Origin of the sequence: Corynebacterium sp. HMSC05E07 (assembly GCF_001807225.1) — a bacterium.
Lineage (GTDB): Bacteria > Actinomycetota > Actinomycetes > Mycobacteriales > Mycobacteriaceae > Corynebacterium > Corynebacterium singulare.
In genome coordinates, this window is the sequence record NZ_KV788207.1 from 31,257 (window position 1) to 48,563 (window position 17,307).

Annotated in this window: 16 protein-coding genes; 7 read left to right on the plus strand and 9 right to left on the minus strand. The window is 60.1% G+C overall.

Annotated elements, in window-relative coordinates:
- Window positions 1–42: 42 nt before the first annotated feature.
- Genes HMPREF3149_RS01940 through HMPREF3149_RS01960 form a run of 5 tightly spaced genes read right to left on the minus strand, consistent with a single transcriptional unit; the run spans window position 43 to window position 8,433 of the window.
- The gene (locus HMPREF3149_RS01940; protein ID WP_070536190.1) at window positions 43–3,264 is read right to left on the minus strand and encodes an ATP-dependent helicase; all 3,222 of its coding nucleotides are present in this window, start codon (window positions 3,262–3,264) and stop codon (window positions 43–45) included.
- Complete coding sequence (locus HMPREF3149_RS01945; RefSeq protein ID WP_083280741.1) at window positions 3,257–6,421, minus strand: ATP-dependent DNA helicase; 3,165 nt, start codon at window positions 6,419–6,421, stop codon at window positions 3,257–3,259. Before HMPREF3149_RS01945 ends, HMPREF3149_RS01940 begins: the two co-directional genes overlap by 8 nt.
- A 3-nt stretch (window positions 6,422–6,424) precedes the next feature.
- A complete protein-coding gene (locus HMPREF3149_RS01950) occupies window positions 6,425–7,198 on the minus strand; it encodes a hypothetical protein (RefSeq protein WP_042529837.1) in 774 nt (257 codons plus the stop codon).
- A 24-nt stretch (window positions 7,199–7,222) separates the two neighbouring features.
- Window positions 7,223–8,173: a DUF3152 domain-containing protein gene (locus HMPREF3149_RS01955; RefSeq protein ID WP_371440935.1), complete on the minus strand. Its 951-nt coding sequence runs from the start codon at window positions 8,171–8,173 to the stop codon at window positions 7,223–7,225.
- A gap of 38 nt (window positions 8,174–8,211) precedes the next feature.
- The gene (locus HMPREF3149_RS01960) at window positions 8,212–8,433 is read right to left on the minus strand and encodes a DUF3107 domain-containing protein (protein ID WP_042529833.1); all 222 of its coding nucleotides are present in this window, start codon (window positions 8,431–8,433) and stop codon (window positions 8,212–8,214) included.
- Between the two features lie 114 nt (window positions 8,434–8,547).
- Between HMPREF3149_RS01960 and HMPREF3149_RS01965 the strand changes: the two genes are divergently transcribed.
- Entirely contained in the window at window positions 8,548–9,933 is a 1,386-nt protein-coding gene (locus HMPREF3149_RS01965; RefSeq protein ID WP_070536196.1) for a DEAD/DEAH box helicase, read from the plus strand.
- 77 nt (window positions 9,934–10,010) lie between these two features.
- A complete protein-coding gene (locus HMPREF3149_RS01970) occupies window positions 10,011–11,258 on the plus strand; it encodes an Rv3212 family protein (RefSeq protein ID WP_070536335.1) in 1,248 nt (415 codons plus the stop codon).
- Window positions 11,259–11,295: 37 nt separating this feature from the next.
- Here HMPREF3149_RS01970 and HMPREF3149_RS01975 read toward each other — a convergent pair whose 3' ends face one another.
- Window positions 11,296–11,796 (minus strand): hypothetical protein, encoded by a 501-nt coding sequence (locus tag HMPREF3149_RS01975; RefSeq protein ID WP_042529829.1) that lies wholly within the window; start codon window positions 11,794–11,796, stop codon window positions 11,296–11,298.
- 510 nt (window positions 11,797–12,306) lie between these two features.
- Between HMPREF3149_RS01975 and HMPREF3149_RS01980 the strand changes: the two genes are divergently transcribed.
- Window positions 12,307–12,564 carry a WhiB family transcriptional regulator gene (locus tag HMPREF3149_RS01980; RefSeq protein ID WP_042529827.1) on the plus strand — a complete coding sequence of 86 codons (258 nt, stop codon included), beginning with the start codon at window positions 12,307–12,309 and terminating at the stop codon, window positions 12,562–12,564.
- A gap of 80 nt (window positions 12,565–12,644) precedes the next feature.
- Window positions 12,645–12,719: a 50S ribosomal protein bL37 gene (locus HMPREF3149_RS14045; RefSeq protein ID WP_100227335.1), complete on the plus strand. Its 75-nt coding sequence runs from the start codon at window positions 12,645–12,647 to the stop codon at window positions 12,717–12,719.
- Between the two features lie 75 nt (window positions 12,720–12,794).
- Here HMPREF3149_RS14045 and rsrA read toward each other — a convergent pair whose 3' ends face one another.
- Both rsrA and HMPREF3149_RS01990 read right to left on the minus strand, forming a co-directional pair.
- Window positions 12,795–13,067, minus strand: coding sequence for a mycothiol system anti-sigma-R factor (rsrA, locus tag HMPREF3149_RS01985; RefSeq protein ID WP_042529825.1), 273 nt, complete (start codon window positions 13,065–13,067; stop codon window positions 12,795–12,797).
- A complete protein-coding gene (locus HMPREF3149_RS01990) occupies window positions 13,067–13,702 on the minus strand; it encodes a sigma-70 family RNA polymerase sigma factor (protein ID WP_070536198.1) in 636 nt (211 codons plus the stop codon). The genes rsrA and HMPREF3149_RS01990 overlap by 1 nt, the downstream gene beginning before the upstream one ends.
- Window positions 13,703–13,740: 38 nt before the next feature.
- On the opposite strand from HMPREF3149_RS01990, the gene ybaK reads away from it, so the two are divergent.
- Window positions 13,741–14,244, plus strand: coding sequence for a Cys-tRNA(Pro) deacylase (gene ybaK / locus HMPREF3149_RS01995; RefSeq protein WP_042529821.1), 504 nt, complete (start codon window positions 13,741–13,743; stop codon window positions 14,242–14,244).
- A 52-nt stretch (window positions 14,245–14,296) separates the two neighbouring features.
- Here ybaK and HMPREF3149_RS02000 read toward each other — a convergent pair whose 3' ends face one another.
- On the minus strand, window positions 14,297–14,959 hold the full coding sequence (locus tag HMPREF3149_RS02000) for an SOS response-associated peptidase (protein ID WP_070536199.1): 663 nt from the start codon (window positions 14,957–14,959) through the stop codon (window positions 14,297–14,299).
- Here HMPREF3149_RS02000 and aroA point away from each other — a divergent pair.
- The gene (aroA, locus tag HMPREF3149_RS02005) at window positions 14,958–16,265 is read left to right on the plus strand and encodes a 3-phosphoshikimate 1-carboxyvinyltransferase (RefSeq protein ID WP_042529816.1); all 1,308 of its coding nucleotides are present in this window, start codon (window positions 14,958–14,960) and stop codon (window positions 16,263–16,265) included. The genes HMPREF3149_RS02000 and aroA overlap by 2 nt on opposite strands.
- Complete coding sequence (gene rsgA, locus HMPREF3149_RS02010; protein WP_042529814.1) at window positions 16,258–17,280, plus strand: ribosome small subunit-dependent GTPase A; 1,023 nt, start codon at window positions 16,258–16,260, stop codon at window positions 17,278–17,280. The genes aroA and rsgA overlap by 8 nt, the downstream gene beginning before the upstream one ends.
- Window positions 17,281–17,307 lie beyond the last annotated feature (27 nt).

Below are 17,307 nucleotides of genomic sequence, written 5' to 3' on the forward strand. Positions count from 1 at the left end.
GAGGTGCCAACCTCCCTTGGACGGAGCGAATGTACCGTGAGACTACCTTAGACTCAACCCCGGCGGGGTTGAAACTGCAGAGTCTAAAAGCTCTGCGAGACGAGCGCCTGTGGGCAAGTCCTCCGGCTCCAAAAGGAAGTTCTCATGGACGTAGAAAAATGCTGCTCGGACAGAATCAACACCGTGGATTCGGCGCCACGCTTCGGCATATACAGCGAGCTGAATCTGTGCTGACTTTAGCGCAGCTCCCTGCGGGCGTCTGCCCGTCTTCCAGTCCACAATGAGCCACGATCCGTCTGGCTGCTGAAATACGGCATCCATGCGGCCGCGCACTACGGAATCCCCGATGGTGATTTCAAACGGCGCCTCGACGTGTGCCGGGGTCCGCTGTGCCCAATCAGAGGCAAGGAAAGCCTCTTTGAGCGATTCCAAATCATGGTCCGGTTCGTCATGGGAGCCAGGCAGCTCATCCTCGCCCAACAATGCCGGTGCTCCAAAGCGTTCCTCCAACCACGCATGGAAGGCAGTACCGCGCTTGGCATAGGAATTAGGTTTAAAGGGAATGGGACGACGTTGGCGGCGGGCGAACTGGATGGGATCGGCTGACATGGCCACCATGTCAGATGCCGTCAGTTCGCTCGGCAGCTCCACATCAACGACGGGAGCCTGTAGGGCCTTATGCTCTTCAATAAGTGCGCTGGCTTCTTGCTCCCACAAATCAAAGGTCTCGCCAGCGCGCAACGGCGGAAGCTCCTCCAGTGCAGTGCGCACCGCTGCTGCCGCATCCACCGCCTCCGGTTGCGGGGTCAGCGACGGGAAGTGAGCTTTGAGCTCTGCGCCTTCTTCAGCTTCAACTGGGAGGTCTGGGACTTCCCAATGGATGATGAGCTCAGGATGCTTGGCGGCGAGCAGTTGCAGGTAGGAGTACGGCCCCTTCTTATTCTTTCCTTTTTGCTTAGTGGTACCTGATCCCGTCACCGTGAGCGTGGACTCTGTGCGCGTCATCGCTACATAGAAAAGGCGAGCTGCTTCCTCTGCTTGGAATTCTCGGTCAAGGTCCTTGAATGCCTCACAGGCTTTGCCGAAATCCGACCGACTTGTAGCGTCATCGGGAAGCTCGATGTAGTCATCATCGCCGGGAGCCTTTTCAATCTTGGTGAGGAATGTTTCAGCCTGAGCCTTATAGCTCGATGAGTCTGCGTGCGCTACGCACACGTGCTCCCACTCCAAGCCCTTGGCCTTGTGCACGGTCATGATCTGGACCCGGTTGCGCACTACTGGAACCTCACCCAAGGCGAGTCCATCCTCTTTCTCCTTGGCAAGCTCGAGATAGTCCAACAATGCAGCCAAGCTATCCCCGTGGAAACCGGCGACTAGGTCAGCGAAGGCATCGAGGTGCGTTGTTCCTCCGAGAGTGCCGGCAGCGAGAACCTCAGTACGCACACCAAAGACGAGCTCGATATCAGCGAAAATGTCATTCAGTGATTTACCCAGCGAGTACGTGCGCAGGTAGCGCAATTTGGCCGCGACATCCTCCATCCGCTCGAGCCCTTCTGGACTGTAGCGGTCACGTTCACCAAGATCGGCGAGGGCATCTGCGAGGCCCAGCACTTGGTCAGGTCCTTCAGTTGTGATGGCATCTACCTGTTCGGCTAGGTACTCCACGGGGTCGCCATCCTCCCACCGCAAGCGGCCTTCAGTGGCGCCAGCTAGGTTGCGCTGACGCGAGTGAAGGGCCTGGATATCGGCAATGCCCAATCCACACATCGGTCCTGTCAACACACGCAACGCTGCCGTTGTGTTCTGCGGACGAACCAGCAACGTAGCTACTGCAACGAGGTCCTGGATTTCAGGACGCCACAGCAGTCCTCCCACACCGAAGATTTCATTAGGCACACCTACCTCGTCGAGAGCCGCAGCGATCAATGGGGATTGCCGGTTAGTGCGTACCAAAACTGCAGCACTAAAATCCTCGCCCTCAGGCGTGGCCTCATACAACTCACGAAGGTGTTCCGCAATGAAGGCTCGCTCCTCTGCTTCCGTGGCGAAGTAGCCCAATTCAACGGTTCCTGCCGGGGCCGTTGGTTTCGCTGAGAGCTCATCAACGGGACGTTGCCCTGGGCTTCCAGAAAAGAGCTTCGCAGCAACATCGTTGGCCAGCTCTAGAACCGTGGAGGGGTTTCGCCACGACGTGGTGAGCTGGTCTTTCGGCGCATCGGATCCGTCTTGTTGTGGGAAGTCCGTCACGAACGCGGCAAGGTTTTCGGATGTAGCACCACGCCAGCCATAGATGGACTGCATGGGGTCACCAACGGCGGTCACCGACAATCCCTCACGCAGACCACCGAAGAGGGAGCGCAGCAAGATGCGTTGTGCGTGAGACGTGTCTTGGTACTCGTCGAGCATGACAACGCGATAGCGCGCGCTTTGCTGTTCTCCCAAGAGCGGAAAGTTCTTGGCCAAGGTAGCTGCGATGGACATCTGTTCGCCGAAGGTGATAACACCGCGCTCAGCCTGCTCCTTCTTGAGGGCTTCCACGAGAGGCAAGTACTCCACACGGAGGCGCTGCGTGTCAAGATAGCGCTGAACATCCTGGCTGAACTCGCCCTTGGTCCTTTTGTCTTTTGGAAGGTCCTCGGCAGTTTTGCGAAAAATCTCCGCATGCTCGCGCAACGTGTCTGGATCCGTGAGTTCACCGTCCATAGTCTGTGCGAGGTTCAACAAGGTGGCAGTCACAGAGGCAACTGAGTTATCGGTACTCAGGGAGCCGGAATAGTTACTCACTACCTCATGAGCAATGGCGTAGCGCTCAGCTTCCGTAATAATGCGTGCGCTCGGTTCCACCGGCATGAGAAGCCCATATTCACGAACAAGGTCACCTGCGTAAGAGTCGTAGGTAGAAACCTTGGGCACAATATTTTCGACGGCCTCAGCAGCAGCGCTGCCGGGAGTAAGGATTCCCGACGAGCGCAAGGTCATAAGCTGACGCCGGATACGCTGCTCAAGCTGCTGCGCTGCCTTGCGGGTAAAAGTCAGGCCAAGGACCTGTTCGGGACGCACAAGGCCGTTGGCAACAAGGGAGACAACGCGGGACGCCATCGTCTCGGTTTTGCCTGCGCCAGCACCAGCAACGACGAGTTTGGGCCCGAGCGGACCTTCGATGACGGCAGCCTGCTCTTCCGTAGGAGGGAATGGCTTGCCCAGGGCAGCCGCCAATTCTTCAGGGCTGAAGTGGTTACTGGGATTCTGAGATTGATTAGGCATTGGTCACCAGACCTCCTTCGTTCATGATGGGACAGATGGAGCGGATAGCGCATCGATCGCAGCCGTCATTCTCACGGGCAGTGAGCCTGGGTCCGCGCAGCTCTGCGACGAGGGCCGGTAACTGTGCTGCGAATTCCTCGAGTTCCTCGGGCGGCTTCGCTGTTTGTTCACGTTCCGTCACGGAGGCAGCCGAGGAGCGAGGGAATATCAACCGGCTTGTAGCACGGGGGACACCGCCGCCAGTGCGGATTTCCTTGACCCATTCCCCATCAGCTGTGTCCTCCCTGACCAATTCTCCGTGAGCAAGGGCCAGCTGGTAAGTCATCAGCTGCGTGTTGTCCCGAACGCTGTTTTGCGTTGCTACCTGCCCCCCAGTCTTGAGATCGACCACGGCGTACTCCTCACCGTCTTTCATGAGCCGGTCGATGTATCCACGTATGGTCACCTCAGCCGCGACGTCAACGGTCACGGGGACCTCGACGCCAACGGACTCCAATTTGTTGCTCAGAGTCCAGCTATAGGTGCGATCAATAAGCCGCTCAAAATCGGCAAGCTCGGCATCCCGATGCCACAAAGGACCGTCAAGCAGGGATGCGAAGGCGTCGACCACGAGTTGCTTCGCAGCTCCAGGTTCAACTCGACGCCCCAGTGCTTCAAGGAAAGCATGGGCAAGGTTGCCGCGAATAAGATTGATATTCGTCGTCTCTTCTTCAGCAAGGCTTCCCAACACGGCGTTGAGAGGGCACGCCATGAGTGCCTCCACCCGAGACGGCGACACGCTGGTGGAGCCACGCAGCTGCTGCTCCGAGGCCACGGAACGTGCGGCCCACCACTGATCCGGGTGAGCGCCCGGGACACCAGCCTCAGCAAGTCGGGCTAGTTGGCGTACTGCCTGAGAACGTTCGGCCTCCCCTGACTCTGGGTCGGTGGCGCACCGGCGCAATTGTGCAACAAAGGATGGCACAGAAAGCACCGAGATTTCCAGAGGATCCAGTTCCTCATCGTTGTCGCCACCGCGACGCACCGTTACCGGACTTGGCTCCGGAAGCTCCAGGCCTAACTCGCGCGGCAGGGCCTGGCGCGACAGCCGCTGACCTGCTTCCCGGCGCGCCCGGGCTCCGGGAACATCCACGCCGCCAGCTGACAGGAACTCCGCGATAAAGCGGGAAGGTTCTTCCACCTCATCACTTTCGGGGGAATCCACCGACACAATGAGCAGTCGATGCAGATGACGAGTCGTGGCCACGTGGAAAAGACGCCGCTCTTCTGCCAAGCGCCCGGAAACATGGCTGACCGGAGTGCCCGGTGCGATGCCACGATCGAGCAGTTCGATGAGGTCCTCCTGTCCGAACAGCGAACCAGTCTCTCCCACCGAGGGCCAGGTTCCTTCCTGTACGCCAGCGACAACGACGGTGTCCCATTCGCGTCCCACCGCGCCATGAGCAGTGAGAATCTCCACCGCATCTGGCAGCGCAGAACGGCGGTCACGCACACCGGTGGGCAGCTCTTGTTCCGTAATGTGGAGAATGAAAGACTCCAACGAGGCTGAGGGGCGGCGTTCGGCGTAGTCACCCGCAGCATCAAAGAGCGCCATCATGGCATCAAGGTCACGGTCTGCTTGCGAGCCAGCCGCACCACCGCGTAATGCTGCGGCTTGCAGGCGGGTATCAAGGCCGGTAGCTTGCCACACTTCCCACAGGACTTCTTCCACAGCGGCCCCGGTGCGCAGGGCTTCACGCCCGGCAGAGAGGACGCCACGAATACGCGCCAAGATGGCTTCTTCGCGCTCGGTAAGGAGGTTATTGAAATCCGGCAGCTCACCCTCGAGCAGCTCGCGCAGCGTATCCATGCCGCGCTGCTCCGGCTTCCAACGGCGCAAGCCGCGAATAAGACGACGCAACGTGACCGGATCGGCACCGCCTACTGGCCCGGTGATGAGTTCCTCAAGGTCTGCTGGGTCAAGCTCGGACTCTAGCGCACGCAGCGCCAGCATGACGGCCTTCACCAAACGCTGTTCTGCCAGCACAACGTCCGTAGGGTTGATGTGCACAGGAACGCCCGCCGCTAACAGGGTGCGGCGAACCGGTCCGATGTCTCCCGTCGAGCGCACGATGACTGCAATATCGCGCCAGCCCACGTTGTCTTCTAGATGACGGCGGCGGACCGTATTGGCCACAACGTCGCGCAACGTGCGGCGAGAATCCACGACGCTGACACAGGCCGGGGCGGGCTTGCGTTGCGGAGCTTCGAGGCGCAGTTCGTTGCCCGCCTCCCACGTGGTCAAGAACTCCGAGTTGGCGCCGCGAAAAGCAAACACGGCCTGATCTGGGTCACCGCCAATGACGGTGAGGCGGGCAGTTTTTGCTAGTTCCGCAATGAGCTGTCCGGAGGTGGGGTCCAACAGCTGAGCATCATCCACCACAATGGTGTGCCATGGGTGCTCCTGGAGCAGCTCTGGGCGCAAAAGTACCTGACTGACAAGCTCCGCCGCGGAGTACGAGTGCGAACCTGCAAGCGCCTGGATGCGTTCGTATTCGCGGAGAAAGTCTCCGGCTGCGGACCACATGGGGCGCTCGTACTGAGCACCGAGTTCCTCTAGATCGCTGGGGCCCAACCCGCGTTCGATGGCGCGCAACAGGAGGTCACGCAATTGACGGGCAAAGCCTACGTAGTCCAAAGCTGGGCGGATGTCTGCCGGCCACGCACCTCGACCATCGGCCGCGTGGCCGGCAAGAAGCTCGCGGATGACTGCATCCTGTTCGGCACCGGTAATTAGCCGTAGCTCCTCATCACTTCCACGGCGCAGGAGTGCGAAAGCCAAGGAGTGCACGGAGCGCACCATGGAAGCTTGTGCGGCATAGTCATCAAGATGTTCGGCTAGCTCACGGCGAAGTAAGGAACCAGACTCTTTCGATGGTGCGACAACGAGGATGCCGGAAGCATCGGCGCCGCTGGTGAGTTGTTCCACGACAACGTCGATAAGCAAGCTCGACACGCCCGACCCCGCTGTGCCTAGTACTCGCCAGGTTCCCTCCTTCGGTAGCGGAACATCCCACGTACGCCGGGAAACACGACGAGTGCGGGGAACGAGGCGGACATCCGGCGATGGAGGAAGCGTGACGCCGGCGCGGGTGGCGGACTGACTGCTGTAATTCACGCCTTATAGTCTGTCAGATACCGCGGACACGAGGGCCTCTTCCACCTTCTCAATATTCGAACGCACCGTCGACTTCGAGGAAGGATGCAGAGTATTGACGTAGCGACGGTACGCCACGGCACGCAGCAACAGCTGGCGCAGGCCCGGCACTGCAGCAAAGCGGCTACAGATATCCGCGTCGACGGCGTCCGCGATAAGTCCATCCACCATGACCAACGCTGCAGACCAACCCTGCGGGCGAGGAGCCGCCGAGGGCACGATATCGGTCACCGCAGGGGGATGTGCCCCAGAGAAAATCGTCGTCCCCACGACATCGACATGTGCGGTCATTAGCGGAAGCTGGGCAAGCTCGGCGTCCGAATAAGCCTCACCTGTCTCCTCCCACGCAGCACGCTCTGCCCGGGCGAAGATGTCGTCGCGCTGGCCGAAGGTAGGAAGCGGTGCGGTAGCCAGGACGGCTTCTAAACGCAGTGCTACGTGCACTGTCTCATCAATACGCCCGCGCAGCTGACCAGGGACAAATTGCGTGGCCTTCCAGCCAGCAGCAGTGTAGCGGCCATCTGTAGTGAGTACAGGACGGGCGATACGCATACCGGGAACACTAAGCTTGTCACGGACTTTGGCAGACCAGCCGGACCAGTCGCGCGCTTCAGCAAACACGACATCGCCCACGAGGATGCCGTTATCCCAGGCAGGCCCCAGCACCTCACCGCCCGCTCGGCGGGAGCGGACCTCAGCGTTGAACGTGGCCAGAACAGGTTCGGGCGGCAGCGGCATGGTTCTTCAGTCCTTCTTGTTGGGCTATTCCGGCTTGCTGTGGTCGTGGTTAGCCGGATTCGGATAGGGCCACGGGTTTGGCTCGCAGGTCACGTCCTCATCCGGGTACACCTCGTTCGAATCCTTCATGAAGAGCTCAGCGTTATTCAGGCTGAGCGTTTGCTGCATCATAACCGGAGCTAGCTTGCCCTTACCGCCGCACGGCTGGTGAGCAGCGTAGCCAATGGCATGGCCGAATTCGTGGTTAATGAGGTACTGCCGGTAATTACCCAGGTCGCCCTCGAAGGTCCCAGCACCGCGCACCCAGCGCGATTCATTGAGGTGAACCGCCGATTCTCCGGTAATCGTTGTGTGACATGAGGTCTCAGTGTGCAGCTGCGCGCCACACATCTTTGCCGTTGTGCCCAACGAGGTTAAGCGGATATGGGTATCGGGATTATCGTCCGCTTTAACGTGGATGAACTCATACTCACCAGCGGCGGTCCAACCGCGGGGGTCGGACAAGGTGGCGTCGACAAGCGCTACCACTGCGCTGTCGCCACCATATGCGGACGTGTCCACACCGTTCTCAATCTCAACCGAGAATCGGACTGTATTCTTGCCGCCTTTGCCAACGTGCATCGTGGACGGGCCGGCGTCACGGTAGGTTTCTTCTCCCTGTTCCGTAAACTTACCACCGGCGGGAAGGCCATCCTTTGCCGCCGCAACAGCGCTGGCATTGGCAGGATCCGGCCCCCGGCGCGCAGAGGTCGTTTCAACGACGCTTGTCGTTGTGTCGGCCTCCCCTGCCGTCGGCTCCAGTGCGTCCTCCGACGGAGTTCGGAGGATATCAACCATGACCCACACCGTGATGACCACCATGACCGGGATCGCCACCACGCGCCACCAGCCGTAGTCACGGGCAAATCGCGTCAGCGCTGAGGCGCGCTGGACGGGCTGCTGGGGGCGCTGATCAGTGTGCGCGGGATTGTCCATGGCCATTTAGGCTACCCGCTGTTGCGGCTGGTGCGTACTTAACCCGCGAAGCCCACGGTGTGAGCTCGTGCGGTGCCGATTTCTACGTACACCACGCGGTCGGTGCGAACGATGAACTTGCGGCCCTTCGCATCCTCCAGCTCCAAAGTCGAGTTCTCCGCCAGAGCACCGTTGATGGTGTGCGCGAGATCTTCCTGCTTTCCTTCAGCATGAATAACCAGCTCACGGGCCGTATCAGCGAATCCAAACTTGATGTCCATACCTTCTGTACTCCTTTAATCGTTCGCACGTCATTCGCCGGAGGGACGCAGGCAGGCGCCCGCGCTCCAGCGCTCTAATGGCCCCACTATAGCCACGTCCTCTACTATCAAGGTGTGCATGCCCCGAAAACCTCGAACGCTTCCCGCGATCAGCGCGGGAGTACCAGTGAATCCCCCACCTTTGCCGCGCTCGGCGTCGCTGCCGAGATCTGCGATGCTTTGGCCACACGTGGGATCACGCACACCTTCGCAATCCAGGAGCTCACGCTACCTATCGCTCTCAGCGGTCAAGACCTCATTGGCCAGGCCCGCACCGGTATGGGCAAGACCTATGGCTTCGGGGTCCCTCTGCTGGACCGGGTTTTCGATGACGCCGACATTCCCGAACTGGATGGGACTCCCCGCGCGCTCGTCATCGCACCGACGCGTGAGCTGGCTATTCAGGTTAGCGGGGATCTCAGCGTCGCTGCAGAGAACCTACCGCTCAGCGTCATCACCTTGTGCGGCGGCCGCCCGTACGAAGAACAGATTAAGCAGATAAATGCCGGCGCCGACGTCGTTGTGGGCACTCCGGGGCGCCTGCTCGACCTGTGTCAGAAGAAGCATCTGTCCTTCGACAAGGTCAGCGTCCTCGTTCTCGATGAGGCTGACGAGATGCTGGACTTGGGATTCCTGCCGGACATCGAGAAGATTCTCACTCTTCTCCACGGCAACCCGCACCAAACCATGCTGTTCTCCGCCACCATGCCTGGGCCCATCGTTACCTTGGCCCGCACGTTCCTTAACAAACCAGTCCACATTCGGGCTGAGTCCGGCGATGACCAGCAGACCCACTCCTCCACTCGCAAGGTCACTTTCCAAGCTCACCGCATGGACAAGGTCGCCGTGCTGAGTCGAATCTTGCAGGCCGAGGGACGCGGACGAACAATCATCTTCACCCGCACTAAGCGCGCAGCCGCGGTGGTAGCAGATGAGCTAGCGCAGCGAGGCTTTAGCGTGGGCGCGGTCCATGGCGATATGGACCAGACTGCACGTGAACGCTCCCTGTCCGCCTTCCGCGAGGGGACCGTGGAGATTCTCGTCGCCACGGACGTCGCTGCACGCGGTATCGATGTCGATGATGTCACGCACGTCATCAATCATCAGGTCCCCGATGACCCCATGACGTTTGTTCACCGCATTGGTCGCACCGGCCGTGCGGGGCATACCGGAACCGCTGTAACACTGGTGGGCTACGATGAACTGAGCAAATGGCGCATCATCAATGATGAACTCGATTTGGGTCAGCCAGAGCCGCCCCAGTGGTTCAGTACATCCCCGGAACTCGCTGAGGCTCTCGCTATTCCGGCAGATGCCGAGGACACTGTCGGCCCCGCAACCAAGGTGTTAGGGGCACCGCGCAGGTCACCCTCGCCGCGCCGCTCTGCCACTGATTCCGCGCGTGCTTCTCGCCGCACCCGCTCCCGCAAACGCAATTCCCGTCAAGGAGGACGCCGATGAGCCTAGAGGCGCAGGACGACAACCTCGTGCAGCCACAGGATGATAACTCCGGGCAGACGCAGGACACGCCCTCAACTATGCCCCCAAGGAAGGCCCCGATTCTGCGCTCAACCAAGTCAGATTGGACGGCCGTCGGCATCATCAGTGCGGTGTGCGCCATTGCCATCGGCGGTGCAGTGATCACTGCCCCCATTCACAAAGCGGAGCTCACCCCGGCCGTTAACGTCTCTACCGACGCGGAGCCGGAGCTTCTCGACGCCATCCCAGACTCCCTCACCGAGTCTTTCTCCGTGCCCAACACCCTGATGCCAGGCCAGTCTCGGGCAGTGTCCTCGAAGGGACTCCTGATTAGCCACGAAGGTGACACTCTTTCCGCCACCGATTCCGCTGGCAATACAGTCTGGTCTTACGAGCGCCGCGATGCTGATCTTTGCTCACTGGGCACGGCGTGGAACAAGGTTGTGGCGACCTATCGGACAGGCGTGGGCTGTGGTGATGTCGTGGCCCTGCACGCCGCCAACGGCGAGTACGCGGATACGCGCAGCGCGCGCAGCGCCGATGAGGTCGTCCCCATTACATCCAATGACCGCGTGGGAACCGTGTCCACTGGTCGCGTCGAATTGTGGCGTTCAGATCTCGTGCGCACCGTTGAATACGGTGATGTCGATGCCAAACAGGAGCCAAATATGCAGCCCCACGAGGACTGCTCCATTACATCAGCACTGACACGTACTGAGTCTTTAGCTGTTACCGAGTCCTGCCCCGATTCCCCAGATTCCACGTGGTTGCGCATTCAAGAAGCCACCCCGGAAGATTCCCGAAAGCCAGAAATTACCAAGGACATCGAGATTTCTGACCCTGGCGCACGTCTTGTCGCCTTTGGCCAAGAAGCCGCCGCCGTGTACCTCCCCGCCGACACGCCGCGCATTATCTCCTACAACTTCGACGGCGAAGTCGTGTCCACCACGGAGGTTGAACCCTCCACCGCGATTACGGACTCTGCCTCGCCGTTTGCGCCGGCGATTGCAGATCTCCCCCACCACATGTCCTGGTTCGATGGCGAGCGTCTCTACCTCTTCACCCCTACCGCGCTGGAGGTTGATCACGTTCTCGACAATGCTCTTGGAACGGGCATTACCCTGGGTGAGCGCCTGTTAGTCCCCACCGAGGAGGGCATTGACGTAGTGAACTGGTCCAGCGGTAGAACTGAGCGAACTATCCCCGTTGACCGCGACGGCTACACGGGGCCAATCTCGCTCACGCTCGCGGGAAAGGCCATTATCGAACAGCGCGGCGATACCGCTGTGGGCCTTGTAGCGTCGTAGCTTCTGCACAGGCAGGCGGAGGTGGGCAGAAAGCGCTCTAAAAGTTGCGCTCTGCCCAGTGAGCTGTTTCTGGCACCGCCATGAGCAGGTAGAGCACAATGGCCGCGCTGGCCAAGGTGACGGCACCCAAAAGCGGTGATCCTCCACTAAACATTTGGAAGGCGATGGCCGCCAGGATGAATTCCACGAGCACGATGGCCCCGCGTCCCCAGCGTTTGCCCTTCACAAAGGCCCATGAGCCAACGATGACGAAGCCAAACACGATAAAGAGGAAGATGGCTGTCCCCAGTCCCACAAACCCCGTCGCACCAGAGTCAGACACCATCGAGGAATTCTCCGCACCGGTTACCTCGCGGACAATAAGGAAGATGCCGAAAATGATGACCACGATGGATTGCACTATCGCGATGCCTGCCGAGAACACAACGGAGCGCGGCGCGCCTGCAGTATGCCCGCTTTTCCCTTGAGCCTTCCCCTGCGGCTGCGCCTCCGTCCGAGACTTCTTCGAGCTACCAGTATTTTTCTTCTTCTTAGTCACGTTGTGTAAGTCTACTTCGCTTACTCCACCCCAGGGTTCACCGAACCAGTGGGCAATGTCGGGGGCAGTCCTTCAGGAATGGATTTGACGCGATCCAGGTCACCACACTCACCACACAGAAGGAGTTGTTGCTGGTAGATAGATTATTGGCAGGCTTCTTTCAGCAAGCCGACGGAGGCGTAAGCGCAACAAGCGTTCTATTTTTTAGTGACTTTGGCCACTTTTTAGCCTTTACCCCTAGCGCACTTTGAGTAAACATGTCATTATTCTCAGGTAGAAAAAACAACGAGCCGTTAAACCGGTTCGTAACTCGGAGCAAAATCCGAGTAAACAGAAAGTGAACCAAGGCGGCGTCGACGCTGGCCCTAACTCGAGACAGGGCCCCACTGACCGCAGACCAGTCCACTTCCACCCCACTAACACTTGGGACAGTTTACGGCTGTGAGCTACTGCTGTGAGCTGTTCTTAGTGCGCCCACTGCTGTCACAATTTTGTTAGGAGATTTCAATCATGGATTGGCGCCACGAAGCCGTTTGCCGCGACGAGGACCCGGAGCTGTTCTTCCCGGTCGGTAACTCCGGCCCAGCACTTACTCAGATCGCTAAGGCCAAGCTGGTCTGCAACCGTTGCCCGGTTGCATCCTCATGCCTCAAGTGGGCCCTCGAGTCCGGTCAGGATGCCGGCGTCTGGGGCGGCCTCTCTGAGGAGGAGCGCCGCGCAATCAAGCGTCGCAACCGCAGCCGCGCCCGTGCCCGCGTGTCTGCCTAACCAGACCCCGATTAGCACTCCGGCATACCCTGCCGCTACAGTTGAATAAGTTCATTTACCCTTAAAAGAAGGAGTACGCGATGAGCAAGCGTGGCCGTAAGCGCAAGGATCGCCGTAAGAAGTCCGCTAACCGCGGCAAGCGTCCTAACGCATAACGTCAGCATTGAAGGCCCGTTCCCCACTACCGTGCACACACGGCGGGGAACGGGCCTTTGCTGGATCCTGCGCACCTAACGCCAAGTGATCTCAGTGCGCGTGATCTGCACCGAAATCCGCTGGCGCAAGGACTGCGGTGCTTCTTGTCCACCACAGCACTTACGCACGAGGGCTCTCACCACCTCTTCGCTGTCGAGGCGTTCCTGGCAGGCATCGCACTGAGCAATGTGCTCACGAATGGCCAGTGCCCGTGCATAACTCGTCGATTCGTCGAGCAGCTCCCGAAAGAGTGCGTTGACCTCTGGAGAGTTGCACGCACCGCAGTTGCGTCCGGTTGCGCGTTCCATTACTTCTCCTCCGTATCTGACATCATTTCTGGGTGGTCACGGCCAATACCTTTTTCTCGTGCCACGTCCTTCAACGCCGCCCTTAGCAATTTTCTTCCACGGTGCAGCCGGCTCATCACGGTTCCTAACGGAGTTCCCATGACCTCGGCGATTTCCTTGTAGGCCAGCCCCTCCACATCCGCGTAGTAGACGACCATGCGATAGTCCTCCGGTAGGTCATTCATCGCCTCGGAAATCTGCGAGTCCGGCATCTGCTTCAAGGCCGCTACCTCGGCTGACTCTAGGCCGGTCGAATCGTGCCCGGCCGTGGTGTAGAGCTGAAAATCGCTGAGCTCATCTGCTGACGACTCCGTAGGCCGGCGCTGGGCCTTGCGGTAAGAGTTGATGTACGTGTTCGTCATGATGCGATAAAGCCACGCCTTGAGATTGGTGCCTTGCTTGAAGGAGCTGAAGTTCTTGTACGCCTTCAAATAAGTTTCTTGAATCAAGTCCTCCGCATCTTGTGGATTGCGGGTGAGGCGCATGGCGCCACCGTAGAGCTGGTCCAGCAACGGCAGGGCTTGCTCTTCAAACAGCCTTTGCTGTTCGCGCTGCTCCTCGGCAGTCTCGGTCGCACTCGTTGTGTCTGTGGCCATGGATTCCATCCTAGCGTTGACAGGCTAGGGTGGTTTTCATGGCTAAGAAGACCCCTCACGCAGCTACCCCCGCCCTCAAGATTCTTGAAGAAGCCGGAATCGAGCACCGCGTCACCACGTTCGATGGTGGCAGCGATCACTTCGGGGAAGCAGCCGTAGCGGCTCTCGACGTCGAGCCTGAGCGCATCTTCAAAACCCTCGTTATCGATCTCACCGCAGGAAAAGGTCCTAAGCGCCGCCTTGCCGTATGCGTGTTGCCCGTGAGCCACCAGCTCAGCCTCAAGAAAGCTGCTGCTGCCTTCGGCGCCTCCAAGGCATCCATGGCCGAACCTGCCGATGCGTCGAAATCATCTGGCTACATCCCCGGCGGCATCTCCCCGCTCGGACACAAGCATGTACTCCCCACCGCCATCGATGAAACTGCGTTGCTGTGGGACACCATCTTTGTCTCCGGCGGCAAGCGCGGGCTCGATATCGAGATGAACCCTGAGGATTTCTCCCCCGTCCTCGAGGTCACCTTCACCGATCTTCTCGCCGAATAGGTCCCCAGCTCCACGCAGTAATCACACATGCGTGAGCACCACTGCGCTTGAATCAGAAGAGGGTACTGGACGGCTGTGCGTCGATAAGCTCGGCGTAATCGTTGCGGACGTTACCCACCGCAGGGTCTGCCGGGCGAGCATTGAAGCCGTGCACAGAGCTTGGCTCCAACAAAGCCTCCCCCGCTAACCATGGCGCAATCTCATCCTGTGTCAGAAATTTAGGCAACCGGCCATGCAGCCATGCCATCTCCTCAGTAGCTTCCGTGGTCACCATCGTGGCGGACAATCTATCCATTCCCGTGGCCCACAGGCCCGCTGCCCACAACAGCCCATGTGGACCAGTGACGTAATAGGGCTGTTTCTTGGCTTTTGGTTCGTCTCCAGCCTTCCATTCGTAGTAGCCATCAAGAGGAATCACACAGCGCTGGGCTTTAAAGGCATCACGGAAAGAGGGCTTTGTCGCCACGGTCTCAGCACGCGCGTTGAACAGCGGCGGACCATCCATGTCCTTCTTCCAATGCGGTAGGAGGCCCCAGCGCGCCGGATCGATCCGCGCCGTGTTGTCCTCCACCCGCACGATGGCCACGGGCTGCGTCGGCGCGATGTTGTAGCGCGCTGGCGGCAGGCCTTCGGGGGCATGGACCTCAGTAATGGATTCCCACTCCCCGACCTCCTCAAGGAGGGACTCAGTGAACAGTACAAATCTTCCGCACATGCCCTTTATTATGGACTACATGTCTGCTTTCTGGAGTGCACCCCAACCCACCGGCCCTTTGTCGTGGACTCAGGAGATCCCGGGCTCGAAGTCGATGACCAATCGCGCCCTCGTCCTCGCTGCCTTGGCTGACTCCGCGTCAATCATTTACAACCCGCTGGTCTCGCGCGATACCGAACTCATGAAAGACGGGTTGCACGCCATGGGAGCGGGATTCGTCCCGTGGGGTCCCCATCTTCGCGTTTTCCCAGCTGAAACGCTTCGCGGCGCAGAGATTGACTGTGGCCTCGCAGGTACCGTCATGCGCTTTCTACCACCGGTAGCAGCGCTGGCGGATGGTCCGGTGCTCCTGGACGGTGACCCCTACGCCCGCAAGCGCCCTATGTCCACCATGACTGCCGCATTGAGAGAACTTGGTGTGGACGTGGACGGCGATAGCCTGCCGCTGCGCATCACACCGCGGGGAATCCCGGACACATACGAGGTCACGATCGACGCCTCCTCGTCCTCCCAGTTCATCTCCGGACTTCTCCTGGCTGCGGCGCGCTACCGCAATGGTCTCGTCGTGCGTCACCAGGGAGAACCTGTGCCTTCCCAGCCGCATATTGCGATGACCATTTCTATGCTGCGAGAGGCCCGTGTTGAAGCTTTCGCGGCAGACAACACGTGGGTCGTGCATCCGGGACCGATTCAGGGCCGCGAGTGGCACATTGAGCCGGACCTGTCCAACGCCACTCCTTTCCTCGCCGCTGCGGCCGTCGCGGGCGGCAGCGTGAGTATTCCTCACTGGCCCGAAGAGACGTGCCAACCGGGCGATGCATTCCGCAGCATCCTCGAGCAGATGGGCGCCACCGTGGAATATGTGCCGCAGAGACCACGGAAGGACCCGCACCTTACGGTCACCGGCCCGGCGGAGGGATTGTCTGGGCTGCGCGGCATTGACCTAGACATGTCAGCTATAGGTGAGCTCGCCCCAACCGTTGCTGCTTTGTGCGCGCTGGCCTCAACGCCGTCGACGCTCACGGGCATTGCTCACCTGCGTGGTCACGAGACGGACCGACTGGCAGCGCTCGCTGCGGAGATCAACGGTCTGGGAGGCAACGTCACTGAGCTTGACGACGGCCTCCGCATCACCCCCGCCCCACTCCACGGCGGTCAGTGGCATGCTTATGCGGATCATCGCATGGCCACCGCCGGCGCCATCATTGGCCTGGCCGTCGAGGGCGTGGACATCGATGACATCGAATGCACCTCAAAGACCTTGCCTGGCTTCGCCGACATGTGGGAGGCCATGGTTCATGGCTAGACGAGCACGCAGTTATGACGAATCCGATGTCCGCATCCGCCCTGGCAAGGGCTCACGTCCGCGAACGAAGGACCGTCCGAAACACAAGGACGCCAAGTTCGGCATGGTCATCACCAAGGACCGTGGGCGCTGGGGAGTAGCGCTGGATAATAATGGCCCCGTTGTTACCGCTATGCGCGCCCGGGAAATGGGCCGCACCCCGGTGGAGGTCGGCGACCGCGTTGGTGTCGTGGGCGACACCTCGGGCAAGAAAGATACGCTGGCGCGCATCGTCAAACTCGAAGACCGCACCTCCGTCCTGCGCCGCACTGCCGACGATACGGACCCTTATGAGCGCATCGTCGTGGCGAATGCCGACCGTCTCCTCATCGTCACCGCCGTGGCGGATCCTCCGCCGCGCTCTGGGTTTGTTGAGCGCGCGCTCATTGCCGCCTTTGCCGGCAATATTCGGCCCGTGCTCTGCCTGACCAAAACTGATCTCACCGATCCCACGCCGTTTGCCAAGGAATTCGAGGATCTGAATGTCACGGTGGTCGAGGCCGGCGTGGACGATGACCTCACGGAGGTCTGCGCGGCTATCGACGGCCACGTTACCGCCCTCATCGGCCATTCCGGCGTAGGTAAGTCCACCTTGGTCAACCGCCTCGTTCCGGACGCTCACCGAGAAACCGGTGAGGTTTCTGCCGTGGGCAAGGGCCGTCACACCTCGACGCAGTCGGTAGCTCTGCGCCTTCCTGCCACTGGTGACACCCCACGGGGCGGATGGATCATCGATACCCCTGGCATCCGCTCTTTCGGGCTAGCCCACATCGATGCGGAGAACGTCATCGACGTCTTCGAGGATCTTGCCGAGGCCATCGAGGACTGCCCCCGCGGCTGTACCCACGCTGGCCCCCCAGCTGACCCTGAGTGCGGCTTGGATCTCAACATCGACGATGGCACGGCCTCTGCCCGCCGCCGCGATGCTGTCCGCAGCCTGCTTGCAGCCCTGCGCACCAACGTGGACTGGGCGTAACGCACAAGGCCCGAGGCTCCTCCTTCC

Coding starts and splice junctions, on each gene's coding strand:
- HMPREF3149_RS01940 (WP_070536190.1), bottom strand. CDS start 3,264: ATGCCTAATCAATCTCAGAATCCCAGTAACCACTTCAGCCCTGAAGAA.
- HMPREF3149_RS01950 (WP_042529837.1), bottom strand. CDS start 7,198: ATGCCGCTGCCGCCCGAACCTGTTCTGGCCACGTTCAACGCTGAGGTC.
- HMPREF3149_RS01955 (WP_371440935.1), bottom strand. CDS start 8,173: ATGGACAATCCCGCGCACACTGATCAGCGCCCCCAGCAGCCCGTCCAG.
- HMPREF3149_RS01960 (WP_042529833.1), bottom strand. CDS start 8,433: ATGGACATCAAGTTTGGATTCGCTGATACGGCCCGTGAGCTGGTTATT.
- HMPREF3149_RS01970 (WP_070536335.1), top strand. CDS start 10,011: ATGCCCCCAAGGAAGGCCCCGATTCTGCGCTCAACCAAGTCAGATTGG.
- HMPREF3149_RS01980 (WP_042529827.1), top strand. CDS start 12,307: ATGGATTGGCGCCACGAAGCCGTTTGCCGCGACGAGGACCCGGAGCTG.
- rsrA (WP_042529825.1), bottom strand. CDS start 13,067: ATGGAACGCGCAACCGGACGCAACTGCGGTGCGTGCAACTCTCCAGAG.
- HMPREF3149_RS01990 (WP_070536198.1), bottom strand. CDS start 13,702: ATGGCCACAGACACAACGAGTGCGACCGAGACTGCCGAGGAGCAGCGC.
- ybaK (WP_042529821.1), top strand. CDS start 13,741: ATGGCTAAGAAGACCCCTCACGCAGCTACCCCCGCCCTCAAGATTCTT.
- aroA (WP_042529816.1), top strand. CDS start 14,958: ATGCCCTTTATTATGGACTACATGTCTGCTTTCTGGAGTGCACCCCAA.
- HMPREF3149_RS02000 (WP_070536199.1), bottom strand. CDS start 14,959: ATGTGCGGAAGATTTGTACTGTTCACTGAGTCCCTCCTTGAGGAGGTC.
- rsgA (WP_042529814.1), top strand. CDS start 16,258: ATGGCTAGACGAGCACGCAGTTATGACGAATCCGATGTCCGCATCCGC.